Source organism: Mesorhizobium sp. IMUNJ 23033 (assembly GCF_044778005.1).
GTDB lineage: Bacteria > Pseudomonadota > Alphaproteobacteria > Rhizobiales > Rhizobiaceae > Mesorhizobium > Mesorhizobium amorphae_A.
The window spans coordinates 1-19,509 of record NZ_JBJACT010000035.1 but is presented as its reverse complement, the minus strand read 5'-3'; the positions used below and the strand labels follow the sequence as shown (position 1 = coordinate 19,509).

At 59.0% G+C, this 19,509-nt stretch carries 23 protein-coding genes and 4 pseudogenes; 15 read left to right on the top strand and 12 right to left on the bottom strand.

From position 1 onward, the window contains the following. Positions 1-92: 92 nt before the first annotated feature. Positions 93-368, bottom strand: a complete 276-nt coding sequence (locus ACFX5Q_RS29220; RefSeq protein WP_404283475.1) for a hypothetical protein — start codon at positions 366-368, stop codon at positions 93-95. 564 nt (positions 369-932) lie between these two features. On the opposite strand from ACFX5Q_RS29220, the gene ACFX5Q_RS29215 reads away from it, so the two are divergent. After that, positions 933-1,223, top strand: coding sequence for a hypothetical protein (locus ACFX5Q_RS29215; RefSeq protein ID WP_404283474.1), 291 nt, complete (start codon positions 933-935; stop codon positions 1,221-1,223). 769 nt (positions 1,224-1,992) lie between these two features. Then, positions 1,993-2,214, top strand: coding sequence for a hypothetical protein (locus ACFX5Q_RS29210; RefSeq protein ID WP_404283472.1), 222 nt, complete (start codon positions 1,993-1,995; stop codon positions 2,212-2,214). A gap of 85 nt (positions 2,215-2,299) precedes the next feature. On the opposite strand, the gene ACFX5Q_RS29205 is transcribed toward ACFX5Q_RS29210, so the two are convergent. The 4 genes and pseudogenes from ACFX5Q_RS29205 to ACFX5Q_RS29190 form a co-directional block, all read right to left on the bottom strand. Further along, positions 2,300-2,512 (bottom strand): hypothetical protein, encoded by a 213-nt coding sequence (locus ACFX5Q_RS29205; RefSeq protein ID WP_404283471.1) that lies wholly within the window; start codon positions 2,510-2,512, stop codon positions 2,300-2,302. Positions 2,513-2,535: 23 nt separating this feature from the next. Beyond that, positions 2,536-2,757, bottom strand: a complete 222-nt coding sequence (locus ACFX5Q_RS29200) for a hypothetical protein (RefSeq protein WP_404283469.1) — start codon at positions 2,755-2,757, stop codon at positions 2,536-2,538. Between the two features lie 298 nt (positions 2,758-3,055). Then, on the bottom strand, positions 3,056-3,358 hold the full coding sequence (locus ACFX5Q_RS29195; protein ID WP_404283467.1) for a hypothetical protein: 303 nt from the start codon (positions 3,356-3,358) through the stop codon (positions 3,056-3,058). 339 nt (positions 3,359-3,697) lie between these two features. Continuing rightward, positions 3,698-3,820 (bottom strand): annotated as a pseudogene (locus ACFX5Q_RS29190) (ATP-dependent DNA ligase); the annotation flags it as partial. A 163-nt stretch (positions 3,821-3,983) separates the two neighbouring features. Here ACFX5Q_RS29190 and ACFX5Q_RS29185 point away from each other — a divergent pair. Beyond that, a complete protein-coding gene (locus tag ACFX5Q_RS29185) occupies positions 3,984-4,634 on the top strand; it encodes a methyltransferase family protein (protein WP_404283465.1) in 651 nt (216 codons plus the stop codon). A gap of 522 nt (positions 4,635-5,156) precedes the next feature. On the opposite strand, the gene ACFX5Q_RS29180 is transcribed toward ACFX5Q_RS29185, so the two are convergent. From ACFX5Q_RS29180 to ACFX5Q_RS29170, 3 genes and pseudogenes are all read right to left on the bottom strand, one after another. Next, positions 5,157-5,423 carry a hypothetical protein gene (locus ACFX5Q_RS29180; RefSeq protein WP_404283464.1) on the bottom strand — a complete coding sequence of 89 codons (267 nt, stop codon included), beginning with the start codon at positions 5,421-5,423 and terminating at the stop codon, positions 5,157-5,159. Further along, complete coding sequence (locus tag ACFX5Q_RS29175; protein ID WP_404283462.1) at positions 5,414-5,572, bottom strand: hypothetical protein; 159 nt, start codon at positions 5,570-5,572, stop codon at positions 5,414-5,416. Before ACFX5Q_RS29175 ends, ACFX5Q_RS29180 begins: the two co-directional genes overlap by 10 nt. A 102-nt stretch (positions 5,573-5,674) precedes the next feature. Next, positions 5,675-6,103, bottom strand: a pseudogene (locus tag ACFX5Q_RS29170) (divalent metal cation transporter); the annotation flags it as partial. A gap of 206 nt (positions 6,104-6,309) precedes the next feature. Here ACFX5Q_RS29170 and ACFX5Q_RS29165 point away from each other — a divergent pair. Beyond that, positions 6,310-6,768: a DUF982 domain-containing protein gene (locus ACFX5Q_RS29165; RefSeq protein WP_404283460.1), complete on the top strand. Its 459-nt coding sequence runs from the start codon at positions 6,310-6,312 to the stop codon at positions 6,766-6,768. Between the two features lie 161 nt (positions 6,769-6,929). Continuing rightward, positions 6,930-7,406, top strand: a complete 477-nt coding sequence (locus ACFX5Q_RS29160) for an Hsp20 family protein (RefSeq protein WP_404283458.1) — start codon at positions 6,930-6,932, stop codon at positions 7,404-7,406. 858 nt (positions 7,407-8,264) lie between these two features. Here the strand turns inward: ACFX5Q_RS29160 and ACFX5Q_RS29155 are convergent. Further along, positions 8,265-8,705: an Lrp/AsnC family transcriptional regulator gene (locus ACFX5Q_RS29155; RefSeq protein ID WP_031261243.1), complete on the bottom strand. Its 441-nt coding sequence runs from the start codon at positions 8,703-8,705 to the stop codon at positions 8,265-8,267. 133 nt (positions 8,706-8,838) lie between these two features. Between ACFX5Q_RS29155 and rocF the strand changes: the two genes are divergently transcribed. The 3 genes and pseudogenes from rocF (at position 8,839) to ACFX5Q_RS29140 (ending at position 11,528) form a co-directional block, all read left to right on the top strand. Further along, positions 8,839-9,771 (top strand): arginase, encoded by a 933-nt coding sequence (rocF, locus tag ACFX5Q_RS29150; protein ID WP_404283456.1) that lies wholly within the window; start codon positions 8,839-8,841, stop codon positions 9,769-9,771. A gap of 2 nt (positions 9,772-9,773) precedes the next feature. Then, the gene (locus ACFX5Q_RS29145; protein WP_404283455.1) at positions 9,774-10,829 is read left to right on the top strand and encodes an ornithine cyclodeaminase; all 1,056 of its coding nucleotides are present in this window, start codon (positions 9,774-9,776) and stop codon (positions 10,827-10,829) included. 228 nt (positions 10,830-11,057) lie between these two features. Further along, positions 11,058-11,528, top strand: a pseudogene (locus tag ACFX5Q_RS29140) (MucR family transcriptional regulator). Here the strand turns inward: ACFX5Q_RS29140 and ACFX5Q_RS29135 are convergent. Then, complete coding sequence (locus ACFX5Q_RS29135) at positions 11,515-12,579, bottom strand: LysR family transcriptional regulator (RefSeq protein ID WP_404283453.1); 1,065 nt, start codon at positions 12,577-12,579, stop codon at positions 11,515-11,517. The pseudogene ACFX5Q_RS29140 and the gene ACFX5Q_RS29135 sit on opposite strands and share 14 nt — an antisense overlap. A 271-nt stretch (positions 12,580-12,850) precedes the next feature. Here ACFX5Q_RS29135 and ACFX5Q_RS29130 point away from each other — a divergent pair, with 271 nt between their 5' ends. From ACFX5Q_RS29130 to ACFX5Q_RS29115, 4 genes are all read left to right on the top strand, one after another. Next, on the top strand, positions 12,851-13,510 hold the full coding sequence (locus ACFX5Q_RS29130) for an ABC transporter permease (protein WP_404283452.1): 660 nt from the start codon (positions 12,851-12,853) through the stop codon (positions 13,508-13,510). 13 nt (positions 13,511-13,523) lie between these two features. Further along, entirely contained in the window at positions 13,524-14,273 is a 750-nt protein-coding gene (locus ACFX5Q_RS29125) for an ABC transporter permease (RefSeq protein WP_404283451.1), read from the top strand. A gap of 51 nt (positions 14,274-14,324) precedes the next feature. After that, positions 14,325-15,173: a transporter substrate-binding domain-containing protein gene (locus ACFX5Q_RS29120; protein WP_404283450.1), complete on the top strand. Its 849-nt coding sequence runs from the start codon at positions 14,325-14,327 to the stop codon at positions 15,171-15,173. Between the two features lie 74 nt (positions 15,174-15,247). Further along, positions 15,248-16,501 carry a CapA family protein gene (locus ACFX5Q_RS29115; RefSeq protein ID WP_404283448.1) on the top strand — a complete coding sequence of 418 codons (1,254 nt, stop codon included), beginning with the start codon at positions 15,248-15,250 and terminating at the stop codon, positions 16,499-16,501. On the opposite strand, the gene ACFX5Q_RS29110 is transcribed toward ACFX5Q_RS29115, so the two are convergent. After that, positions 16,421-17,029, bottom strand: a complete 609-nt coding sequence (locus ACFX5Q_RS29110) for a helix-turn-helix domain-containing protein (protein WP_404283446.1) — start codon at positions 17,027-17,029, stop codon at positions 16,421-16,423. The genes ACFX5Q_RS29115 and ACFX5Q_RS29110 overlap by 81 nt on opposite strands. 166 nt (positions 17,030-17,195) lie before the next feature. Here ACFX5Q_RS29110 and ACFX5Q_RS29105 point away from each other — a divergent pair, with 166 nt between their 5' ends. The 3 genes from ACFX5Q_RS29105 (at position 17,196) to ACFX5Q_RS29095 (ending at position 18,483) form a co-directional block, all read left to right on the top strand. After that, complete coding sequence (locus ACFX5Q_RS29105; protein WP_112099334.1) at positions 17,196-17,432, top strand: helix-turn-helix domain-containing protein; 237 nt, start codon at positions 17,196-17,198, stop codon at positions 17,430-17,432. Positions 17,433-17,775: 343 nt separating this feature from the next. Further along, positions 17,776-17,982, top strand: coding sequence for a hypothetical protein (locus ACFX5Q_RS29100; RefSeq protein WP_404283444.1), 207 nt, complete (start codon positions 17,776-17,778; stop codon positions 17,980-17,982). 255 nt (positions 17,983-18,237) lie between these two features. Beyond that, positions 18,238-18,483 (top strand): transcriptional regulator, encoded by a 246-nt coding sequence (locus tag ACFX5Q_RS29095; protein ID WP_404283551.1) that lies wholly within the window; start codon positions 18,238-18,240, stop codon positions 18,481-18,483. Positions 18,484-19,029: 546 nt separating this feature from the next. On the opposite strand, the pseudogene ACFX5Q_RS29090 reads toward ACFX5Q_RS29095, so the two are convergent. Beyond that, positions 19,030-19,314: pseudogene (locus tag ACFX5Q_RS29090) on the bottom strand (HlyD family type I secretion periplasmic adaptor subunit); the annotation flags it as partial. Positions 19,315-19,509 lie beyond the last annotated feature (195 nt).

Below are 19,509 nucleotides of genomic sequence, written 5' to 3'. Positions count from 1 at the left end.
CTGCAAACAGAGGTTTAGGGGCGATGGTCGACAAGCAGCACAGCAGAATCGAAAAGCGTTTGGATGACGTGGGTACAGTCCGTACGCTAAGCTCAACCCGCACTCCGCTCAAACACACTGGGGACGTTGGAGAGAACGATGTCTTTCACATCGCCGATCTTCTCGGCATCGTCCGCGGCGCTGTTGTAAACGTCAGCGCCGATGATCTTGGTAACCAGGCTCCCGTCGGCCATTGTCGCCGGCGCCGCCGTTGTTGTCTGCTCGGTGCTGACAGGCTTGGCAGCGTCTTCGGCTGCGGCACTTGTGGCCCAAACTCCGGCGGTGAGAAGTGTAGCTACAGCTGTGGTAGCCAAAAGTTTGCGGATCATGGTACGTTTCCTTGTGCGTTAGTGTTGATGCACGCCGCGTTCGGCTTAACCATTGCACCGGTGGCTGAACGCGGCACTGTTTGCGACTTCACAACGAACCTTGCGAAACGAAGTTCCACCATTTCGCGAGCCCGAAAAGATGTGAGCATTCCCAGCCAGGTCCGGCAAATAGCGCACGTTCTTCTGGCGTCGGTTCGATCGCTGAGATAATCATCGGCGGTTGCCGGCTGGCTCGCCGAAATGTTCATAAAGAGCCCGACCGCTTGCGCGCGCCCAGGGTTTCGGCGATCCTCAGTCGATGAGACTGCGGCACGTTTGGCAAACTGTCAGAGATCGATTGGCTTCTAAGCCGGCTGGTGCGGTTGAGCACTGGAGCCATTTGCCCGCGGCCGATGCTAGGTCGACCTCGAGCCTTGACGCGCACTACCCGCCAGAGGAATTGCACCGACTGCGCAAAGGCGCTGAGCGGGCAGCCGAGCACGCTGCCTCCTACCTCGCCGCTGAGTTGGAAAAGGCGAGGCTCCGCCAAGAGCGTCGGAACGCCCGGCAGCAGCGCGGTTCGGGATGACCCGCTTGTCTGTTGCCGAAGACCTTGAGAGCGCTGCTGACCGCATCGCCGACATGTCGCGGGCGGATTTGCAGGTCATCCTGCGACGTGCGGCGTTGATGCTTCGGAACGTCGCTGGTGTGCCGCTGGAGCCGTCGATCGAAGAGGCGCTTAGCTCACTCGCGGCCGAGATGGAAATTGGACGCTCGGATCTCATTCAGATCGTGTTGCGCGAGTGGCTGGAAGCCAAAGCCTATCTTCCAGTCCGGACGATCGACGAGGAGAGCGAGACAGACAGCAGTGCGTAGCACTGCCTGAAAGCGTGAAGAGGAGCGTCGCAGCAGTGGCCTACACGGTGATTTGGTACGGGAGAGGGCATCGTTGAAAAGACGCCCTTCGATGCCGAGAAGGCCGCGAGAGATCACGCGCTGGCGACCTTTCCTGCTCGAAGGCAGGATGACGGTATCGTAGCGGTGGAAGTCCGCAAAGATGACGGCACGGTCGTATTCAGTCGAGCCTAGTTGGGCATTTGCGAGAGTCGGGCCCGCTGCCGGGGAGACAGCGGGCCCATCAAGGCTTGGCCGGATGGGGATTGGGCACAAGGGCATCCGGCCAAGCCCCTTCAACGAGGGAGGCGAATTTTTGTTCCCGCGCCGTTAGTATAAGAAGCCGCTGCGCGGACATGGTCGACTAGAGCTGCTTCTGGGGGCTGGTGTCGTCAAGCACACCCTTGAGGCCGCCGCGGTGCTGGTCCCGCGCGGAGTCAGCGCTTTCCAAGAATTCGAGCTTCACGCAGAAGCGATGACCAATTATGCGGCCCAAGGAAGGCGATAAGCTCGCGGGCTTGTGCTTCGGTGATGCCTGTCTCTTTGACTAAGCGATGAACTGCAACATTCTCAGCGCTCAGGGGGATTTCGGCCATACTGAGGGCGCAACGTGCCAAGGGCCTTCCAGTTCCGGAAATAAATGACTCGCTAGTGCATCTCCACAGGCGTACCCTAAATTGTCGCCCGCCTTCTACGGCACACGGGTGCTTGGAAGAGTAGATCACGCTTTCGCCCAATAGGGAGATGCGCGATGACCTTACGCGGCATAGCTGACGAGAAGCAGTTAGCAACACTCACCAGGATTCTAGACGACTATTGCGAGCAAGCCGGGATTGAAGGCTCTCACCCGGCGCGAGAGCATCTAGCCCGTCGCCTGATTGCACTTTTCAGCGGCGGGATCGACAGTCCAGACGATATCAGGATGGCTCTGGACAGCATCTCAAAGGACTGGAAACCAAGCGCTATCCAGTAGGTATGAGTACCTGCTTATGGTGACCGGCCGGGTTTTGGCAGAACGCCACGCCCGTCCGCCCACACCTCGTAGACGCTCAGCGGCCCTAGTCGCCGGGCCGATTGAGAACGCCGAATTCGACCGAACGTGCGCCCCGATCTGTCTCATAGTCCTTGGCCATGAGACAGCGTTGAAGCAACGCCCGCACTGCCTCAGCACGGTTCGGAAGTCTTTTCTCAAATCGCCAAGCATCCAGGACAGCGAGTTCCTCGGCATTGACCATGATCTGCAGACGATATGTTCGCTTGAGGGCATCCATTTTGTCAGCTCTCTCTCACTACCTCAATCCGTCAAGCCAGCATCGTGATGCACGATGGCATCAAGGATCGCCTCATAGACGCTGCCGGTGTCTTCCTCAATCTCGGTGCTGCTGATTTCCACGGCCTTGGCGTCGGCGAACAGCTTTTGCGTCAGATCGGCGACTGAGATGATGTCGGCGCCGACCGTCTCGGGGACGTTGCTGGAAATCCACTTGTGCAGGAAGTTGGTGCCCCGTACGCTCATTTTTTTGCCCTTTCAATATCCGGCAGGGCGAACGTAAGAGTGATAGAATCGTTCCTCACGACGTACTAGACCACAAACTGGATTGCAAAGCATGCGGGACGGTTCGTCTGGACATTCCCGAAAAAGCGACTGACTTACGCCAATTCATTGCAGTAGTTGTGGCGGCTTCCTTGGTGAATGGGGCGATCTGCAGGACAATTTTTACGCCCAAACGCGCGGCACTCAAGCCTTCGATCTGAACAACGGTAACATTACCAAGAAGTAGCGCCTCCTGCTGGAGGTCGCGCAGACCGCGTGGTTAAGCGAGTTCGAAGCAAAAATCACAAATAAGGTCGGCAACCTTGACGGCTTCAAAATCGGTCATGTGCGCGGCTGTCTCAACAGCGACAGTTTCCATGTCGTCCTGATCAACGGCCAAGAGGTCAAGGATCTTTGCAAACTTAAACTTTAGCTCACGGTCGCCATCAAACTCATCGATGGTAACGTGTAGAATGCTTTCATTCGCTTCGATCAATCGCGTTTGAATGCTTTCTGATGAAGCCGCTAGCGCTCTTATTGCCGCAAAGAAATGCCCCCGCGCATTGGAATATTTTTCGTCCATATTGATACCGCCGGCTCATGGTCATTTAGGATTTGGCTTGCGCGATTCATCTGGTCTTTTTGAGGTAGCGCGCTTCCCTCAGAATCGAAGCTCGATCGATCCCGACCAATGAGATGATCTCACGTATTTGCTCGTCGGTAGCCCCTGTTTCCTGCGCGAGAGCTCGAATAGTTTCGACCGAAAGAGGGGCCGTCTCTGATCTTCGTTCGTCGTCCTAGTGCCTTAGGTTGGGGCAAGAGTCCGATAGTCGCTCACAAGCGTCAGCGCCCAGGAGTTGTAAGCTGACGACCCCTACATCCATACGCTTTAATGCAGCCGTTAGCCAATCACTTTGCAAAATCAGTTATCTTCGCGAAAATCCTGCAGCGAGGCATGCCGTAAATCTTCCTCGCCCCGTAGGTGCTTCACGCGGCCGATCAGCCCCGGCTTGACCCACTGCGTCGCCGGGCACTCAAGCCCTTGGGCTGCGTCCCTTTTTTCCAAACAGACCCGAGATCACGATGACGTCAGGCTTGCCCATCGCGCTGTAAATCCGCCTGAATCGTAACCCAAAGGGTCGCCGCGATCGGCGGGGCCCCAGACGCTGCGATCGGCGGCAAAAATTTCTCGATGATCGGATTCCGACATGGTCAATGAAGTCAAGTATTCGGACGTCAAGGACGCCAAATACGGGCTAGGCAACTTCCAGCAGATACGCAGGATGGTGCTTGCCGTTCTGATCGTGGTGATGTTCTCGGCTCTGATGTTCGGTCAGTCGACCTTCCCGCCAGACACCCCGGTGCACGAGGCGATTGAAATGGTTGGCGTGGTGCTGATCTTTCTCGGGGTGATTGGTCGCCTGTGGGCAACACTCTATATCGGTGGCCGCAAATCCTCCGAGGTGGTCACTGGCGGCCCTTATTCGATCACCCGCAACCCGCTCTATGTCTTCTCCAGCGTGGCCGCTGCCGGGGTCGGCGCCCAGATCGGCTCGATCACCACGATGATCGGCTTTGCGGTGATGTGCGGCCTGGCGTTCCATGTCGTCATCTTGCGCGAGGAAAAATTCCTCAAGGAAGCCCTTGGCCTTCCGTATCAGGCCTTTCTGGCGAAAGTGCCACGCTTCTTTCCTGATCTTTCGCTTTACGAGGAAGGCGACACTGGCAGCTTCAAGCCGAGCCTGCTTTTGACCACGCTGCTGGACGGCCTGGTATTCCTCGTCGCGCTTCCGGCCTTCGAGCTGATCGACGGCGCCCAGCAGTCGGGCATATTGCCGGTCCTGTTCCGGTTGCCCTAGCAGCTTGCAGCGCTCAGCCCATTAGCGTATCCTAATTTATTGCACCGATATTGTGAAGCAACAAGGGAAAGGGCTAATGGGGAAGCATCTGTGGTTAGGCTTGGTGTTAGCTTGCTCAGGAATACTTTTGAACGCCATGACCGCCGAGGCAAAAGCTTTCAAAAGCTTCCAAGGCAAAGAGTGCAGACCCGACTACAAACGGCTTTGCCCAATGACACCAATCGGCAAATGTGATCTTCAAAGCATGATCGATCAGCTATCCCCCGCATGCAAAGCGTTCGTCGAGAAGCACAAATAACGGTCAATCGTCCTCCCGATGTGATGCGTGCCGTAAATCTTCCTCGCCGCGAAGGTGCTTCACACGGGCAATGAGCCCCGGCTTAACCCATCGCGTCGCCGGCCGCTTCATGCCCTTCGGTGCCGGCCCTGCGTATTCTTGGACCCAATTCCACAGCCGTTCGCGCATCTCCCGCTTCAAAGTGATGAAGGCCGAGCCGACATTTCCTGTGTCGCGCTCGGCCATCAGGGCGAAAGCGGGCTTACCAGCTCGCGCTCGACGCCGAGCAGATCGTATTCGTCGATCGTAAAGGCTTTCGTCTTCAGCCAGGCCGTTGACGGGCCGCTGCGATATTTGCTGTCCCGGCGCTTCGATATCAGCCCCTCGAGCCCTGCCTGATCGACCAGATGGAAGATTGCCTTGGCTTTGCCCGGCAGCGCTTGGCTGACCTGGATTCGGATGTCAGGCGGGATCATGCTCGCCAATATCTCGCGGCGGTCCGCTAGCGGCATGTCGCGCAGATCGTGACCGTTGGGAGATCGAAGGCGACGAAATCGAGGTCGTGCTGCCGCCTGGTGATCGCTTTCCGAAGTTCCCCGAAATCGGACAGGCCAGCGTCGTTCAAGACGACGATCTCGCCGCCGATGATGGCTCTGCACATTCAGGCCTTTGGAGGCGTCGGCCAGATCGCGGTACTTCGAAGTCCAATCGAGGCCGCGCCTGGTGAAGATGCGTGACGCCGGCGGCATCCCTCACGATCTGCGCCGCGCGCGACCTCACCCCATGGAACATGTACAACCAGCACGGTTGCGAAATAAGCAAAAAGCGACAGGTCAGCCATTTCAGCACCGAGACATAGCGGCGGCTGTATTTGAGAAAAATCTGCAGGACGACGGAAACTGCCCCGAACATGATGACATAGGCGAGACTGAAGCAGCCAGTTCGGATAGCACCGGCGCATGTTTCCGGCAATTCCGTGGGAGGTGGTCCGCCCAATGCGGCAGCTGATCTCCTGAACCACCGACATCAGGGGATAGCTGAACAGCATCGTCCATGTGAGGCCGAAGCCGAACTGGCCTCCGGCCTGGGAATACGTGGCAATACCGCTTGGATCATCGTCGGAGGCGCCCGTTATGAGGCCAGGGCCCAAAATGCCGAGAAACCGGGGCTTCGACGGCCCGTTCTTTTGCATGCACAGGCTCCTCCGCTGCGAGCGGGGTAACTCGCCGCCACGGCAAAAGCTCCGCCGTGCAGAAAATTATCCTGCGCCCCCGGCGGGCCCCAGTGGCTGTCTCGCCGTCACGGTCGTCCCGCGTGGCTGCCGCCGTTCGCTCCTGGGATCGCTTGGAACGAAACCAGGGTTCCCTCGTTCGCCTTGGCGACGCTGGGGCAGAAAATATGCAAGATCCCTTCTTTGAAGAGCCGGTGATGATTGAGACGGCAAACCCGGGAGCTTATCGCACTTTGGTTAGTGTCTCTGAGGCGGCGATCTTTATGATGGAGAGCTGGCCCGGCGAACATGGGCAGCGCCACAGGGTGGCACTTCAAGCATGCACCGGCCATCTCACCAATCCGGAGAAGGTCGAAACGGCCCGCCAAGCCTTCCTCGCCGCGGCGGAAGAGGCTGGTTTGGTCGTTCTGAAAGCGGAGCCCGCGGTAAAGGCGACACGCCGCCCGGCAGGCGACGCAAAGCGCAAGAACCGGGCGCGAATGGAGGAAGAGGAAGACTTTATGGTCCGTTTCCTGGCGCGCGAAACGGGCATCACCGAAACCCAGGCCCGTGATCTGATCAATATGATGGGGGCCGACCGGTCCTCGTTGCTGCGCGAGGCCAGGATATTGAAAGCGCAACATTGAGCTTCTGCGTGGCAGTCGAAAAAAATTTCTGCGGCCTCTTGAACGGTTTTTAGAGCATTCCCAAATCGTTCGCCGTCGAGGCTTTAGGCTCGACAAAAATGGCGTCGCGGTGACGCTGCGACGCTGCTTGTAAACCATGTTGCTTCATGGAGGATATGGCTATGAGAAGCTTTGACTATGCCCCCCTGTATCGCACGACGGTCGGCTTTGACCGCCTGTTCGACATGCTAGATAGCAGCGTGCGATCGGACTGGCCGCCCTACAACATCGAGAAGACCGGCGACAACGACTATCGCATCACCATGGCAGTTGCGGGCTTCAGCCCCGAGGAAGTCGAGCTTACACAGCACGGCCCTGAACTGATCGTCATCGGGCAGAAGCAGCCCGAGCAGGGCGATCGGCAAATTCTTCATCGCGGCATGGCGACACGCAACTTCAAACAGGTCTTCAGGCTGGCGGACTATGTGAAGGTCGCGGATGCCACGCTGGAGAATGGCTTGCTGTCGGTGGATCTGGTCCGCGAGATCCCCGAGGAGCTGAAGCCGCGTCGTATTGGCATTGGCACGTCGACCGGCAAGCAGCCGTCGCCCAATAAGCAGATTAGCCAGGATACCCAGCCACAGCGCAAAGTTGCCTGACCAAAATCAATCTGCGGTCCCGCCTCCCGGCTAAGCCGGGAGGCACTGATTGCGGAGAATGGAGATGACCACCGGATCTGAGATCTTTTTACAAACGAAAGCAGGCTATGCGGCATCGGACCGCGCGTCGCAATTGCCAGGACATCCTGATGATGTCCTCCAGCACCCCAACATGAGCGTTGCCGAGAAGCGGGCGTTGCTGGCCTCGTGGGCGTCCGACGCACGTGCCATCCCCGGAGTGCCGATACTGCGTCAGTTGGATGACGGTTCAATTGTAATGGTCGACGCAATCCTTCGCGCTCTGAAGGCGCTGGACGGGCAACAGCCAGACGAAAAGGGTCAAGGTCGGCCTGGGACGCCATGGCGAAGACCCTACGATCGACGGCACCTAATTAAGTTGTCGCCTTGGTTTCGTCGACGGCGGCCGGATGATGACGACGAGCCCCCACCCTGTCCTGCGTATGGCATCGTCGCTCCAAGGCGAGGCAGTGGCGTAGCAACTGCCAGTGCGGAGCCCGCATTGGGGCGGAGAATGGCGGTGGACTTGCTAGATTCGCGGACTGCTGTCCGCAGGATGCGTGGCCTCCTTCAAGCCAACCGAGATCGCGATTTTTCTCCATACCTAGCAAGATGTATTCATTCGAGAGCTGACAGAAGCAGGCAAACCGGCCCGTCGCAGAAACGGATAGCATGGCGTGCTATTCGGAAATCTGCCTGCCTGACCCATTGCTCTCGTTGAACCTGTCAGGAAGAGGAAAAGAGCGTCCAATCATGGACGGCCCGGGCCGCCATGCGGGAGGCAGTGCCTCCCTTGGCATGGGACGCCATGATCTGCTGCGAGCGGCAAGAGCTGCGACTTTAGGTCAGTCGTGCCCGCGTCGTGCGCGGCGTGGCCAGAAGCAGGCTCGTTTCGCTGCCCGTTATGCCAGCTATCAGTCGGATGCGGCGTAGCACAGCATCGAAATCGGTCAGCGAGGCCGTCCCGAGTTCGACAACCAGATCCCAGCGGCCGTTGGTGGTATGGATGGTCGAGACTTCCGGGAAGCCACCCAGCGCCCGAACCACGCGGTCAGCGGCATGGCCCTCAATCTCAATGAGCATGATACCGCGGATGCGCTGATCGACGGCGTCGGCGCGCAGCACCACGGTGTAGCCGATGATGTCGCCGGATCGTTCCAGTCGCTCCATACGGGCCCTGACCGTGGCGCGCGAGACGCCGAGGTCGACGGCGAGATCCGACACGCTGCGCCGAGCGTCATGTCGCAGCAAAGTTACGAGCCGTTCGTCTAGCGCATCCATCAGGGTTACCATTCTGATCAGTTTCGCTGCCATTATGATAAATATAGCTTTCCGGATTGCCAATTCTGCTTGTTCATATCGCCGGCTCGCCATGATCTCCTCACGGTCATTCGAACTTGGCGACGGGGAAACAATGCGTTGCAAAATCGTCGGGGCGCCGGTGCAGGACGGTGCCGGCAGAATGGGATGCGAAATGGGGCCAAGTGCGCTGAGGACCGCCGGACTTGTTGAGGTGCTGTCCGGCCTCGGCCACACTGTCGAGGATATGGGGGCCGTCCAGGCAATTCCGGCGAGGCGCGTCGTGCATGGCAATCTGGCGCTGAAGTCCCTGCCCGAGGTGTCGGCCTGGACATTCGCCATTGCCGAGGCCGCCTACGCGGCAAGCGAGGACGCCATGCCGATCTTTCTTGGCGGCGACCATTCGATCTCAGCCGGGACCGTGTCGGGCCTCGCCCGCCGCGCCGCCGAGGCCGGGCGCACTCTGTTCGTGCTGTGGCTCGACGCGCATCCGGATTTCCACACGCTCGACACCACCGCCAGCGGCAATCTGCACGGTGTTCCGCTCGCCTACGCCAGCGGCCAGCCGGGTTTCCGTGGTTATTTTCCGGATCTTCCGGCAGCGGTCGATCCCAAGCGTATCTGCACCATGGGCCTGCGCAGTGTCGACCCGGCCGAGCGCAGTGCGCTTAACCAGGCGGGCGTGACTGTGCACGACATGCGCGCCATCGACGAGCATGGCATCGCGCCGCTGCTGCGCGCCTTCCTGGCGCGCGTGTCGGCGGAAGGCGGGCTGCTGCATGTCAGTCTCGACGTCGACTTCCTCGACCCGTCGATCGCACCGGCAGTCGGCACCACGGTTCCCGGCGGCGCGACGTTTCGCGAGGCGCATCTGGTGATGGAGATGCTGTCCGACAGCGGGCTCGTCTCCAGCCTGGACCTTGTCGAGTTGAATCCCTTTCTGGACGAGCGAGGCCGTACCGCGACGCTGATGGTCGACCTGACGGCGAGCCTGATGGGCCGCCGCATCATGGACCGCCCGACTCGCAGCCATTCCGGGAGCTTTTGATCATGACCACGGCAAAGCTGAACATCGTCCCCTTCGTCAGCGTCGATCGCATGATGAAGCTGGTGATCGCCATCGGCGTCGAGCGCTGCCTGACCGAGCTCGCCAGCTACATCGAGGAAGACTTCCGTCGCTGGGAACTTTTCGACAAGACGCCTCGCATCGCCTCGCATAGCCATGACGGCGTCATCGAACTGATGCCGACAAGCGATGGGCGCCTCTATGGCTTCAAATATGTCAACGGTCATCCGAAGAACATGCGCCAGGGTTTGCAGACGGTCACCGCCTTCGGCGTGCTCGCCGATGTTGGCAGCGGCTATCCGATGCTGCTTACCGAAATGACCATCCTGACTGCGTTGCGCACCGCCGCCACATCCGCTGTCGCGGCAAAGTATCTGGCACCGGGCGGCACGCGCACCATGGCCATCATTGGCAATGGCGCCCAGTCGGAATTCCAGGCCATCGCCTTCAAGGCGCTGACTGGTCTCGATCGGCTCAGGCTCTACGACATCGACCGGTCCGCCTCGCGGAAATGCGCGAAGAACCTGGCTGGCATGGGGTTCGATATCACCATATGCGGGACCGGCCAGGAAGCGGTTGAAGGTGCCGGGATCATCACGACCGTTACCGCCGACAAGCAATGCGCCACCATTCTCACCGACAACATGGTCGGCTCCGGCGTCCACATCAACGCCGTCGGCGGCGACTGCCCCGGCAAGACCGAACTGCACAAGGACATCCTGCTGCGCTCCGACATTTTCGTCGAGTTCCCGCCACAGACACGCATCGAGGGCGAGATCCAGCAGCTGGATCCCAACCATCCAGTGACCGAGCTCTGGGAAGTGATCACCGCCAAGGCACAAGGCCGCCGAGACGCCAAGCAGATCACGCTGTTCGATTCAGTCGGCTTCGCCATCGAGGATTTTTCGGCCCTGCGATATGTACGGGACCAGTTGCAAGCGACCGGCCTGTACGAGGAACTCGATCTGCTCGCCGATCCCGACGAGCCGCGAGATCTGTTCGGCATGCTGCTGAGGGCAGCCATGCAGCCGGCAGCATAACAAGGGTCGCTCAAAAACCTGTATCCGCCCTCCTGCCCAATTGCACTTGCACCTTCATTGCTGGCGGTGCCGCGCCCGAACTGGTTCATGCAGAGTTTCGTGATCCCTGCCGCCGGCGCGTTCCTCTTTGTAACATCTTGTCTTGTGCACCCGGTGCGCTTTGCTGTAGCGAGGCTGCTGACGTAGATCGGGGCTGCGGCAACTGAAGAGCAAATGAAGGGTGGCCAAATGCCTGAAGATCTTATCAAGTCCGACGTGGAATTGCTCGAGATGACCGCCGACATCGTTTCCGCCTAAGTCAGCAACAATCCGGTTCCAGTTGCGGAACTCGCTCGTATAATTGTCGATACCTATGAAGCGATCAGCAAGCTGCGGGGATCACCCGCACCCAAAGCGGAAGAGAAGCCTACACCCGCTGTCCCGGTCAAGAAATCGGTGACGCCCGATTTCATCATCTGCCTGGAAGACGGCAAGAAGTTCAAATCGCTCAAACGACACTTAGGCACTCACTACGATCTGTCACCGGATGCGTATCGTGCGAAATGGGGCCTACCCTCTGATTATCCGATGGTTGCGCCGAACTACGCTGCGGTGCGATCGACGATGGCGAAGGCGATCGGCCTGGGACGGAAGGCCGTAGCGCCTGAGCCTGAAGCGGCGCCAGCGAAGCGCCGCAAGATTGGCATCAAGACGAGCTGACATCGGGGCTATTTTGCTCAAAAGGCCCGCGTTCTGTTGCAGGGGCGCGGGCTGATCGTTTTCTGTTAGAATGAACCGTTGCCCCTTGTTCAAGGGCGGCGGCTGTCGAAGGACACCATCCCTCTAGGGGTGATGACCCTCTCGCAGTCGGCATATTTGAAAACGCAGCGATGATCGCCTCGAGCGATACATTTAATGCGTTGGAAAAGGTCCTGCCCTTCTGCCAAATCGCGACGTAGTGATAGAGCGCGGATGGTTCCACCGGCTTTGCTTCGAGGTTAAACGCCGCGTACTCACGCGCGATGATCTCGTTAGTGATCGAAATGCCTAGGCCGGCCGAAACGTATCCGGCTTCGTGACCGTTGCAATCGAATTCCACCAGTATGTCAGGCTCAACGCCGGCAAAGCGCAAGGCATTGAAGTTCATTTGGTGGGCGGCGAACTGCGGATCGATATCGACGATCGTTTCGCCTGCCAGGTCGTGGGCCTCGATACAGGTCTGTTTTGAAAAGCGATGGTCGGGATGAAAAATGCATACGTTGCGCGCTGACCCAAGGGCCGCCCATTCAAACAGGCTTGGGTCCAGCGGCAGTCTCGAGATTCCAAGATCTGCCCGCCCAGCCAGGATGTGCTCGCCGATCTGCTCGTAGCTTCCAGAAATCGACCGGACATTCGAAGCGGTCTTTGAATGGATAATCGCCACAACCTTGGGCAAGGTCACGAAACCGAAAACGGATGGCGCGGCAATCGCAATCCTCTGCTTTTCCTCATTCTTCATCGCGAAGATCGACGCTTCCAGTCGATCCAGGGACGTCAGGGCAAGTTCTACGTTTCGCAGGAGTTCCCAGGCTTCCTGCAAGGGGACGATGCGGTTGGCTGATCTCTTGAAGAGTGTAATGCCGAGCGTGGTCTCGAGTTGCTTCACATGTTGACTGACGGCCGGCTGGCTTATCCCGAGCACTGCCGCCGCTCGCCTTGTCGAACCGGCCCGCAACACTTCTCGGAAGACCTTCAGTTGACGGAGCTTCAGGTCGCTCTGCAGCAACTCCATTCCCTGCGCTCCTTTCCCTGATAACGCCACCCGGGAAGCAGATAAGGCCAACCTGGGGAACAACGAACCGCCGCAGTATATAACGGTGCGTTATAGATAAAATAATAAAAATTATAGATTGAGTGTGTAATTTCAAGCGCTAGAATTAGGCAATATCTCAAATTAACTCCAAATTACAAATATAACAATTCGCAACCTTGGGTTATACGACTTGGTCTGAGTGACAAAGGCCGGCGTATCTTGAGGTACTGCGAGTCGAGGAAAACGCCCCATGGGTGGTTTTACTATTCAGTTTGTTGTCGCGCTCACCGTGACCATAAGCCTGGCCCTTGTCAGCGGCTGCCTGGGTACGGCATTTGGGTTGTTCTTGGCTATTTCGAAGGGCACGGCACAACCGCGCCTCAACAGTGTCGTGACGGCCTACACCACGGTTGTCCGTGGTGTACCAGAACTTCTCATTATCCTGCTCATCTACTTCGGCGGAACCACGCTCGCCAGCAAGATCGCCGGCCGGTATGTGGAGGTGAACGCATTCACCGCAGGGGTTATCGCGCTCTCGGTCGTTTTCAGCGGTTATGCTACCGAAGTGTTTCGCGGCGCGATTGCGGCAGTGCCAGCGGGTCAAACCGAAGCGGCAAAGTCGCTTGGGCTGAACGCCTGGCAGCGCTGGATGTTCGTCATCGGACCTCAAATGCTGCGGTTGGCGCTGCCTGCCTATGGCAATCTCTGGATTTCGCTCTTCAAGGATACCGCGCTGGTTTCGATCGTCGGCCTGACCGACATCATGCGCGTTGCGTATGTGGGGGCCGGATCCTTGCGCGCACCATTGACCTTCTACCTTGCGGCCTCCGCTCTCTATCTCTCGCTGACCACCGTCACGCTGCTGTCGATCCAGCTGGCTGAGCGGCGCTATCCGGCACTCAGCCGGTAGGAGGGAGCGACCCATGAACCTCGGCTTGATCTTTGACGCAATGGTTGTCCTGCCTTCGGGCGTTGGTCTCACCTTGACCCTGACGGTCTTGTCGCTGACGGCCGGATTTCTTCTGTCCGTGCCGCTGGCCTTCATGCGCGCGTTTGGACGCCCCGGCCTCTCGCTCGCTGTGCTGGCATACACCTATGTCATCCGCGGCACGCCGATGCTTGTTCAGCTCTTCCTGCTCTACTACGGCCTCGGTCAGATCGAGGCGGTGCGAACCAGCATCTTTTGGGTGATCCTGCGCGACCCTTTCTGGTGCGCCCTTCTGACATTTTCGCTAAACAGCGCGGCACACACCACCGAGATCCTGTGCCGCGGTCTCCAGTCCGTGCCTAAGGGTGTCACCGAGGCGGCCACGTCTCTCGGCTTGAAACGCTTCCAGATCGCTCGCCTGGTCACCTTCCCGATCGCCTTCAGGATATCGCTTCCGGCCTACGGCAACGAGGTCGTGGGGATGATCAAGGGCTCGTCCCTGGCGAGCACCGTAACGCTGCTCGAGATCACCGGCATGGCGAGACAGATGGTGTCGACGACGTTCGCGCCGTACGAGATCTTCATCGTCGCCGGAGCGATCTACCTATCGCTCACCTCGATCGCGGTGAAAGCGATCCAGTTGCTGGAGCGATGGCTTTCGACCGACGGCCATGCGGTGCATCGACGCAAAGCCCGATTGCGTCCCCCCTTGCCTGACCCAGAGATCACGACGCCCATGCCCTGAACTGCGGGTTTTTGGCCGCCCTTTCCATCTTAACCAACGATGAGGTGCATCATGCGCATACCCCTGGCTATTGCTGTTTCCATCGCATCCCTGATGTCGGCATTCCCGGCCAACGCCGAAAGCGAGCGCGTCATTTCGATCGCCTCCGAAGGCGCCTCACCGCCCTGGGACGGCACCGACGCGAACGGTCAACTCTACGGCTACGATATCGATGTCGGACAGGAACTATGCCGTCGCATCCAGATCAAATGTACCTTCGTCCCGCAGGATTGGGACGGGATCATCCCGGCACTGCTTGTCGGCAAGTTCGACGTCATCATGTCCGGCATGGCGATCACCGAGAAGCGCAAGCAGTCGATCGCATTCTCGATCCCCTACGCCGCCGGCTTCAACCAGTTCGTGGTGCGAAAGGAACTGGGTCTCGACGCCGGCGACACCAAGGAAAAGGTCAACCTTTCGACCATCGGCGACAAGGAGAAGGCGACCATTGATCGCCTCAGATCGACACTCGCCGGCAAGGCGATCGGGGCCCTGCGCTCGTCAAATTCGGAAGCCGTCGTGAAGGAAATCCTGGGCGATGTCGTGACCATTCGCAGTTACGACAGCCTCGACAACATGAAGCTCGATCTTGCCGCGGGTCGCATCGACGGCGGCCTCGCCGACTATTTCACCTGGCGGGATTTTCTGGAGACGCCTTCCGGCTCGGATGCGGTGTTTTTCGGCCCGGAATTGAAAGGCGGCCTCTGGGGACCGGGCGTCGGCGCCGGCATGCGCAAGGACGATGCCGAATTGCTCACCAAGTTCAACGCGGCCATCGACGCGGCCACCAAGGATGGGACGATCAAGGCGCTGAGCCTGAAGTGGTTCAAAACCGACATCTCACCGGCCCTCTCTCAATAGGCGGCAACCGGCTTCGACATTGACGGGGCGGTGGCCGGAACGCCAGCGCCCTCCCCTCCTTCAAGGCGAGCTCCATGAAAGACCAGTTCTGCGCGGTCGTTACCGGCCAATCCCTGATCACGCACGATATCCGTGACGTCAAAGACGAACGCTTCATCGCGGTTACGGACTTCCTGCGCCAAGGCGACGTCGTCTTCACCAACTTCGAGTCGACAATCCTCGGCAAGCACGGCGGGTGGCCGACCAAGGGCAAATACTTCGGATATTCCAGGGCTGAAGTGCTCGACGCATTGCAGGCCATCGGTTTCAACGCGCTCGCGCTGGCAAACAACCACGCCTTCGATCTCGGCGCCGGCGGCATCCTCTCGACGCTGGAGGAAGTGGAAGCGCGCGGCTTCCTGCATGCCGGCATCGGGGCCGACGAGACGGAGGCCAGGAAACCGGGCCGCCGCCGGCTGGGCGCGCGCGAGGTCGCGCTTCTTGCAATGGATGCAGGCCCCGGCCCGACCAACATGTATGCGGAAGACCGCACGGCCTTCCGGCCGGCTCGGCCCGGCGTCAATCGTCTGAACACCGTTCGCAAGATGGGGGTGCCGGACGGACATTTCCGCAGACTGGCAAGGCTGGGCGCTCATTTGCAAAGCTCCCCCTTTGAACTGGCCAACTATGCGCAACCGGAGGACCCGGTAGAGGTGTCGGCCGGCAAGGAGATCAATTTCTACGGCACCGTGTTCACGCAAGCCCCGGATTTCGGCCGTCGGATCGAGGTCGATCAGCGGAGCGCGAGTGTCCATCTGTCCGCCATCCGGCACGCGGCGGCACAAGGCGATTTCGTCATCGCCTATCTGCACCACCATCATTGGGAACCAGGTTGGCAGGACGTGCCGCGCTGGGTGCAGACCTTTGCCCGGATGTGCATCGACGCCGGCGCGAACCTGTTCGTCAGCCACGGCGCTCCGGTGCTGCAGGCGGTGGAGATCTACAATGACTCGCCGATCTTCTACGGTTTGGGAAATTTCCTCTTCCACGTGCATCCCGACGAAAACGAATGGGATCCACCGGAAGTCTGGCAAAGCATCGTCGCCGCGTGCCGCTATGATGCGGGCGGAAACCTCGCAGAAATAGATCTCCTGCCCGTCGTGATCGGGGCGGAAGCTCAGTCTCTCGGATCAGCAACGGGCAGATTGGTACCCGTCGCCGTGACGGGAAGCGCGGCGCGAGACATCCTCGAGGGATTCGCGACCCGCTCACGGGCGTTCGGCGTCGAAATCGAAGTGTCCTCGGCTTGCGGCCGCATCGCAGTGTTCGCTGCCCGAAAATTCGGCTGACGGGGCCGACCGGCCGTCAGGCCGTATTGTGTTCGGCCGGCGCGGCTTCGCCGACCGTTTCATTGTCGCGTTCGCATCGAGCAATGCCAACTCCTCCCCCAATGCGGCGATAAGGGACGAGACGCGACCGCGCACACGCGGCGGAAGGTTTACAAGCCCCTCGATCAGGCGCCGGCCCTCCGCGCTGGCGATGAAATCCAGGCGCTCATCGACCGGCAGGGGCCGCGCCTCGACACGGGCCTCATCGTTTCCCGGCAGGCCTTCGAAGAAGCGGCCGACAGGAACGCCGAGCGAGCTGGCGATCTCGTAGAGCATCGACGCGCTCACGCGATTCCGCGCGTTCTCGTATTTCTGGAGCTGCTGGAAGCTGATGCCTATGGACCGGGCAAGCTGGGCTTGCGAGACGTCGGATTGGACGCGAACGGTCGCAATCTGCCTGCCGACGTGCTGATCGGCGGGATGAGGGTCACTGTCGATCTTTGGCTTCGGCCCCGTCCGAAGGAGGACGGAGCGTTGCGGTTTCAACAAGGCCTTTCGATCCTCCACAAGTCAGTCGGATAGAGAGTATGTCGCGTACGCTCCGGGCTCTTCGCTCCGATGTTATCCGCAGATCGAATCGCCATTTAATATACCTTATAGGGTGCAAAATGACCCTATAGGTGGCAAAGAAAATCTGCCTGCCGATTGTGGACTCATGGTCAGTCCACGACAGATTCGAGCCGCTCGGGCTTTGCTTGGTTGGTCGCAGCAGGAGCTGGCCGACAAGGCAATTGTGTCGCTGAATGCGCTGGCCCGGTTGGAAAATGGCAAGGTAGATTCCCGGATCAGCACGTTGCAGGCCATTGAGGCGGCTCTGACAAAAGCAGGTGTCGAATTCTTGTCTGCTGGTCAAAAGGGTGAGGGTGTACGGCTCTTAGATCCTCTGGTTTGATGGTCCAGTCTGTTTGCTGGCCAATCCGAATAATATTCTCCAAGGTCGAGCGTATCTGCGGCCAAGGAAACTCAGCGTCGTCCTCCGAAGACTGCCCTTCGCTAGGCACCATCAAGCTTGGCTGCCACACCGGCACGAGAAGCAGCGGGGGGGTCGGACAGTATCTCGAGCAGGTCCGCTGCTCGGACGGCCGCCTCGCGTTCGGCCCGCAACGTCGCCGAGTAGCCAACTTCCCTATCTGCCGTATCCCAGCGTGCCTGGGCCGCAAAGTCGGCTTCAGCCTTCGCGCGGACAGCCACGTGATAGGACCGACGCCGAGTACATCTCGAAGCGCCTCAGGTGAATGCAGCGTCACGGTCTCACCGTCGGACAGGGTGGTCGCGCAAGGAAATCCAATCGTTTCGATGAGTTTCCGCTCCAGGCGTTGCTGTTGACGGCACAGCCATTCAGTCTGCTGGTGGGCATCCTGCCATTTGCGCCACACCGCCACCGCATGATCGGCAGATTGGCCTGTTTCCAGATCGCTGCGGACAAACGCGTTTCGATTTGATCTCGCCATTGCAATTGCCGTTCCCACAAGTACCCTCCTGCGCGTGACGAGAAGCAAAGTCGTGCTATTGTCGGAATCAGCTATGATCCGAGTTCCCTGAAGCTTGGTTGTGGTCAGGCCGGATGACTGCCGACGCACGTCCCTCAGCCGAGTCCATACGTGAGCCCCTGCCCTATGAACTTCGGCGGCAGAAAGGCTTACGTGAGCGATTTCATATCACATGAGCCGTAAGTGATCAACTTGAAATTAGATGATGTGAAAGAAATTGCCGGCGCCCAGATCAGAGCAGCGCGAGCGTTGATACGTTGGAGTGCCGAAGATTTGGCCGATGCAGCTAGCGTGGGAGTGGCGACAGTTAGGCGCGCAGAAGCTGCGGATGGCGTCCCTCCGATCACAATAGCAAATCGGAACGCGATCCGTGGCGCCCTTGAGAGAGCGGGCATCGTGTTCATTTCGGAAAACGGCGGTGGTGCTGGCGTGCGCTTGGCCAAACGGCAATAGCGAACGCCGAACGCACAGCTTCGAGCGATCGACACCGACTTCCGGCCGCTTTGCGCCAGGTGCCGCCATACCTATTGTGACATTGAACGACCGACAAGGGGCCGTAAGCAGTCGGATGGCTTTTGGTGGTTCGGTAGGACGAGCTGCCGTTACCCAATACGCTGCAGTTCCACACTGCCTTTTATGCCACTTTTCGAGCACAGACCGGGAACATCTGACCGTTTCCATTCATCGCCCAAGGACAGTTTAGCGCTGGAAAAGCCAAGTGTGGGAGCTCAGAAATGGCCGCAACGGGCCGAAAGCCGACTCTCCGCTATCGGGAGGTACTTAGCTGAAGCGGACATTTCACATACGATCAAGGAGGCTGTTCAGGCTTGGCCGTGCCAAACCCGAACGCTGACGATAAAAGCCGGGACAACACAACGATTTCGCGCCCAGCAAAGGTCATCTTTGATGCTGGCAAAGTGACCGTAAACCTGATGCACAATGCCCCCCTCGGCAACACGCGATGCGGGCCATCATCGGATCGAAATCGAGCGCAGCCCACTCTTCCCGGAAAGCCCGCTTGATCTGATCAGCCAGGGGTTTCACCAGATAGGACAGCGTCGAGCGGCTGCTGGTCGAAAAGAACACCTCGACCGGCATTCCAGGCGCAAAGGCCAATCCTTTGAGCCTGGCGAGTTCCGCGCGCTGCAAAACAACATGCACGGTGTAGAAGCCGGCGCCGCTTCGTTCATCGATGCTGAGATCGGTGGAAATCTTGCTGACGGTGCCGTTGAGTTCAGGCGTCGTGCGCTGGTTGAAGGCAGACAGCTGCAATGTTGCGCCCTGCCATGGCGACGGCCATCCCGCTTATCAATATCAAACCTGCCTACAATATTAGGTATATCTAATTCAGCGTCGATTTATATTATCAATCACTTCAAACAACATCCATTTCATGATTCTGTATTTGTTAAGACTCACAAAATATCAAGATCATACAGGGTGGGGTAAGTATGTCCGATATTTCTAAAGCAAGGTACG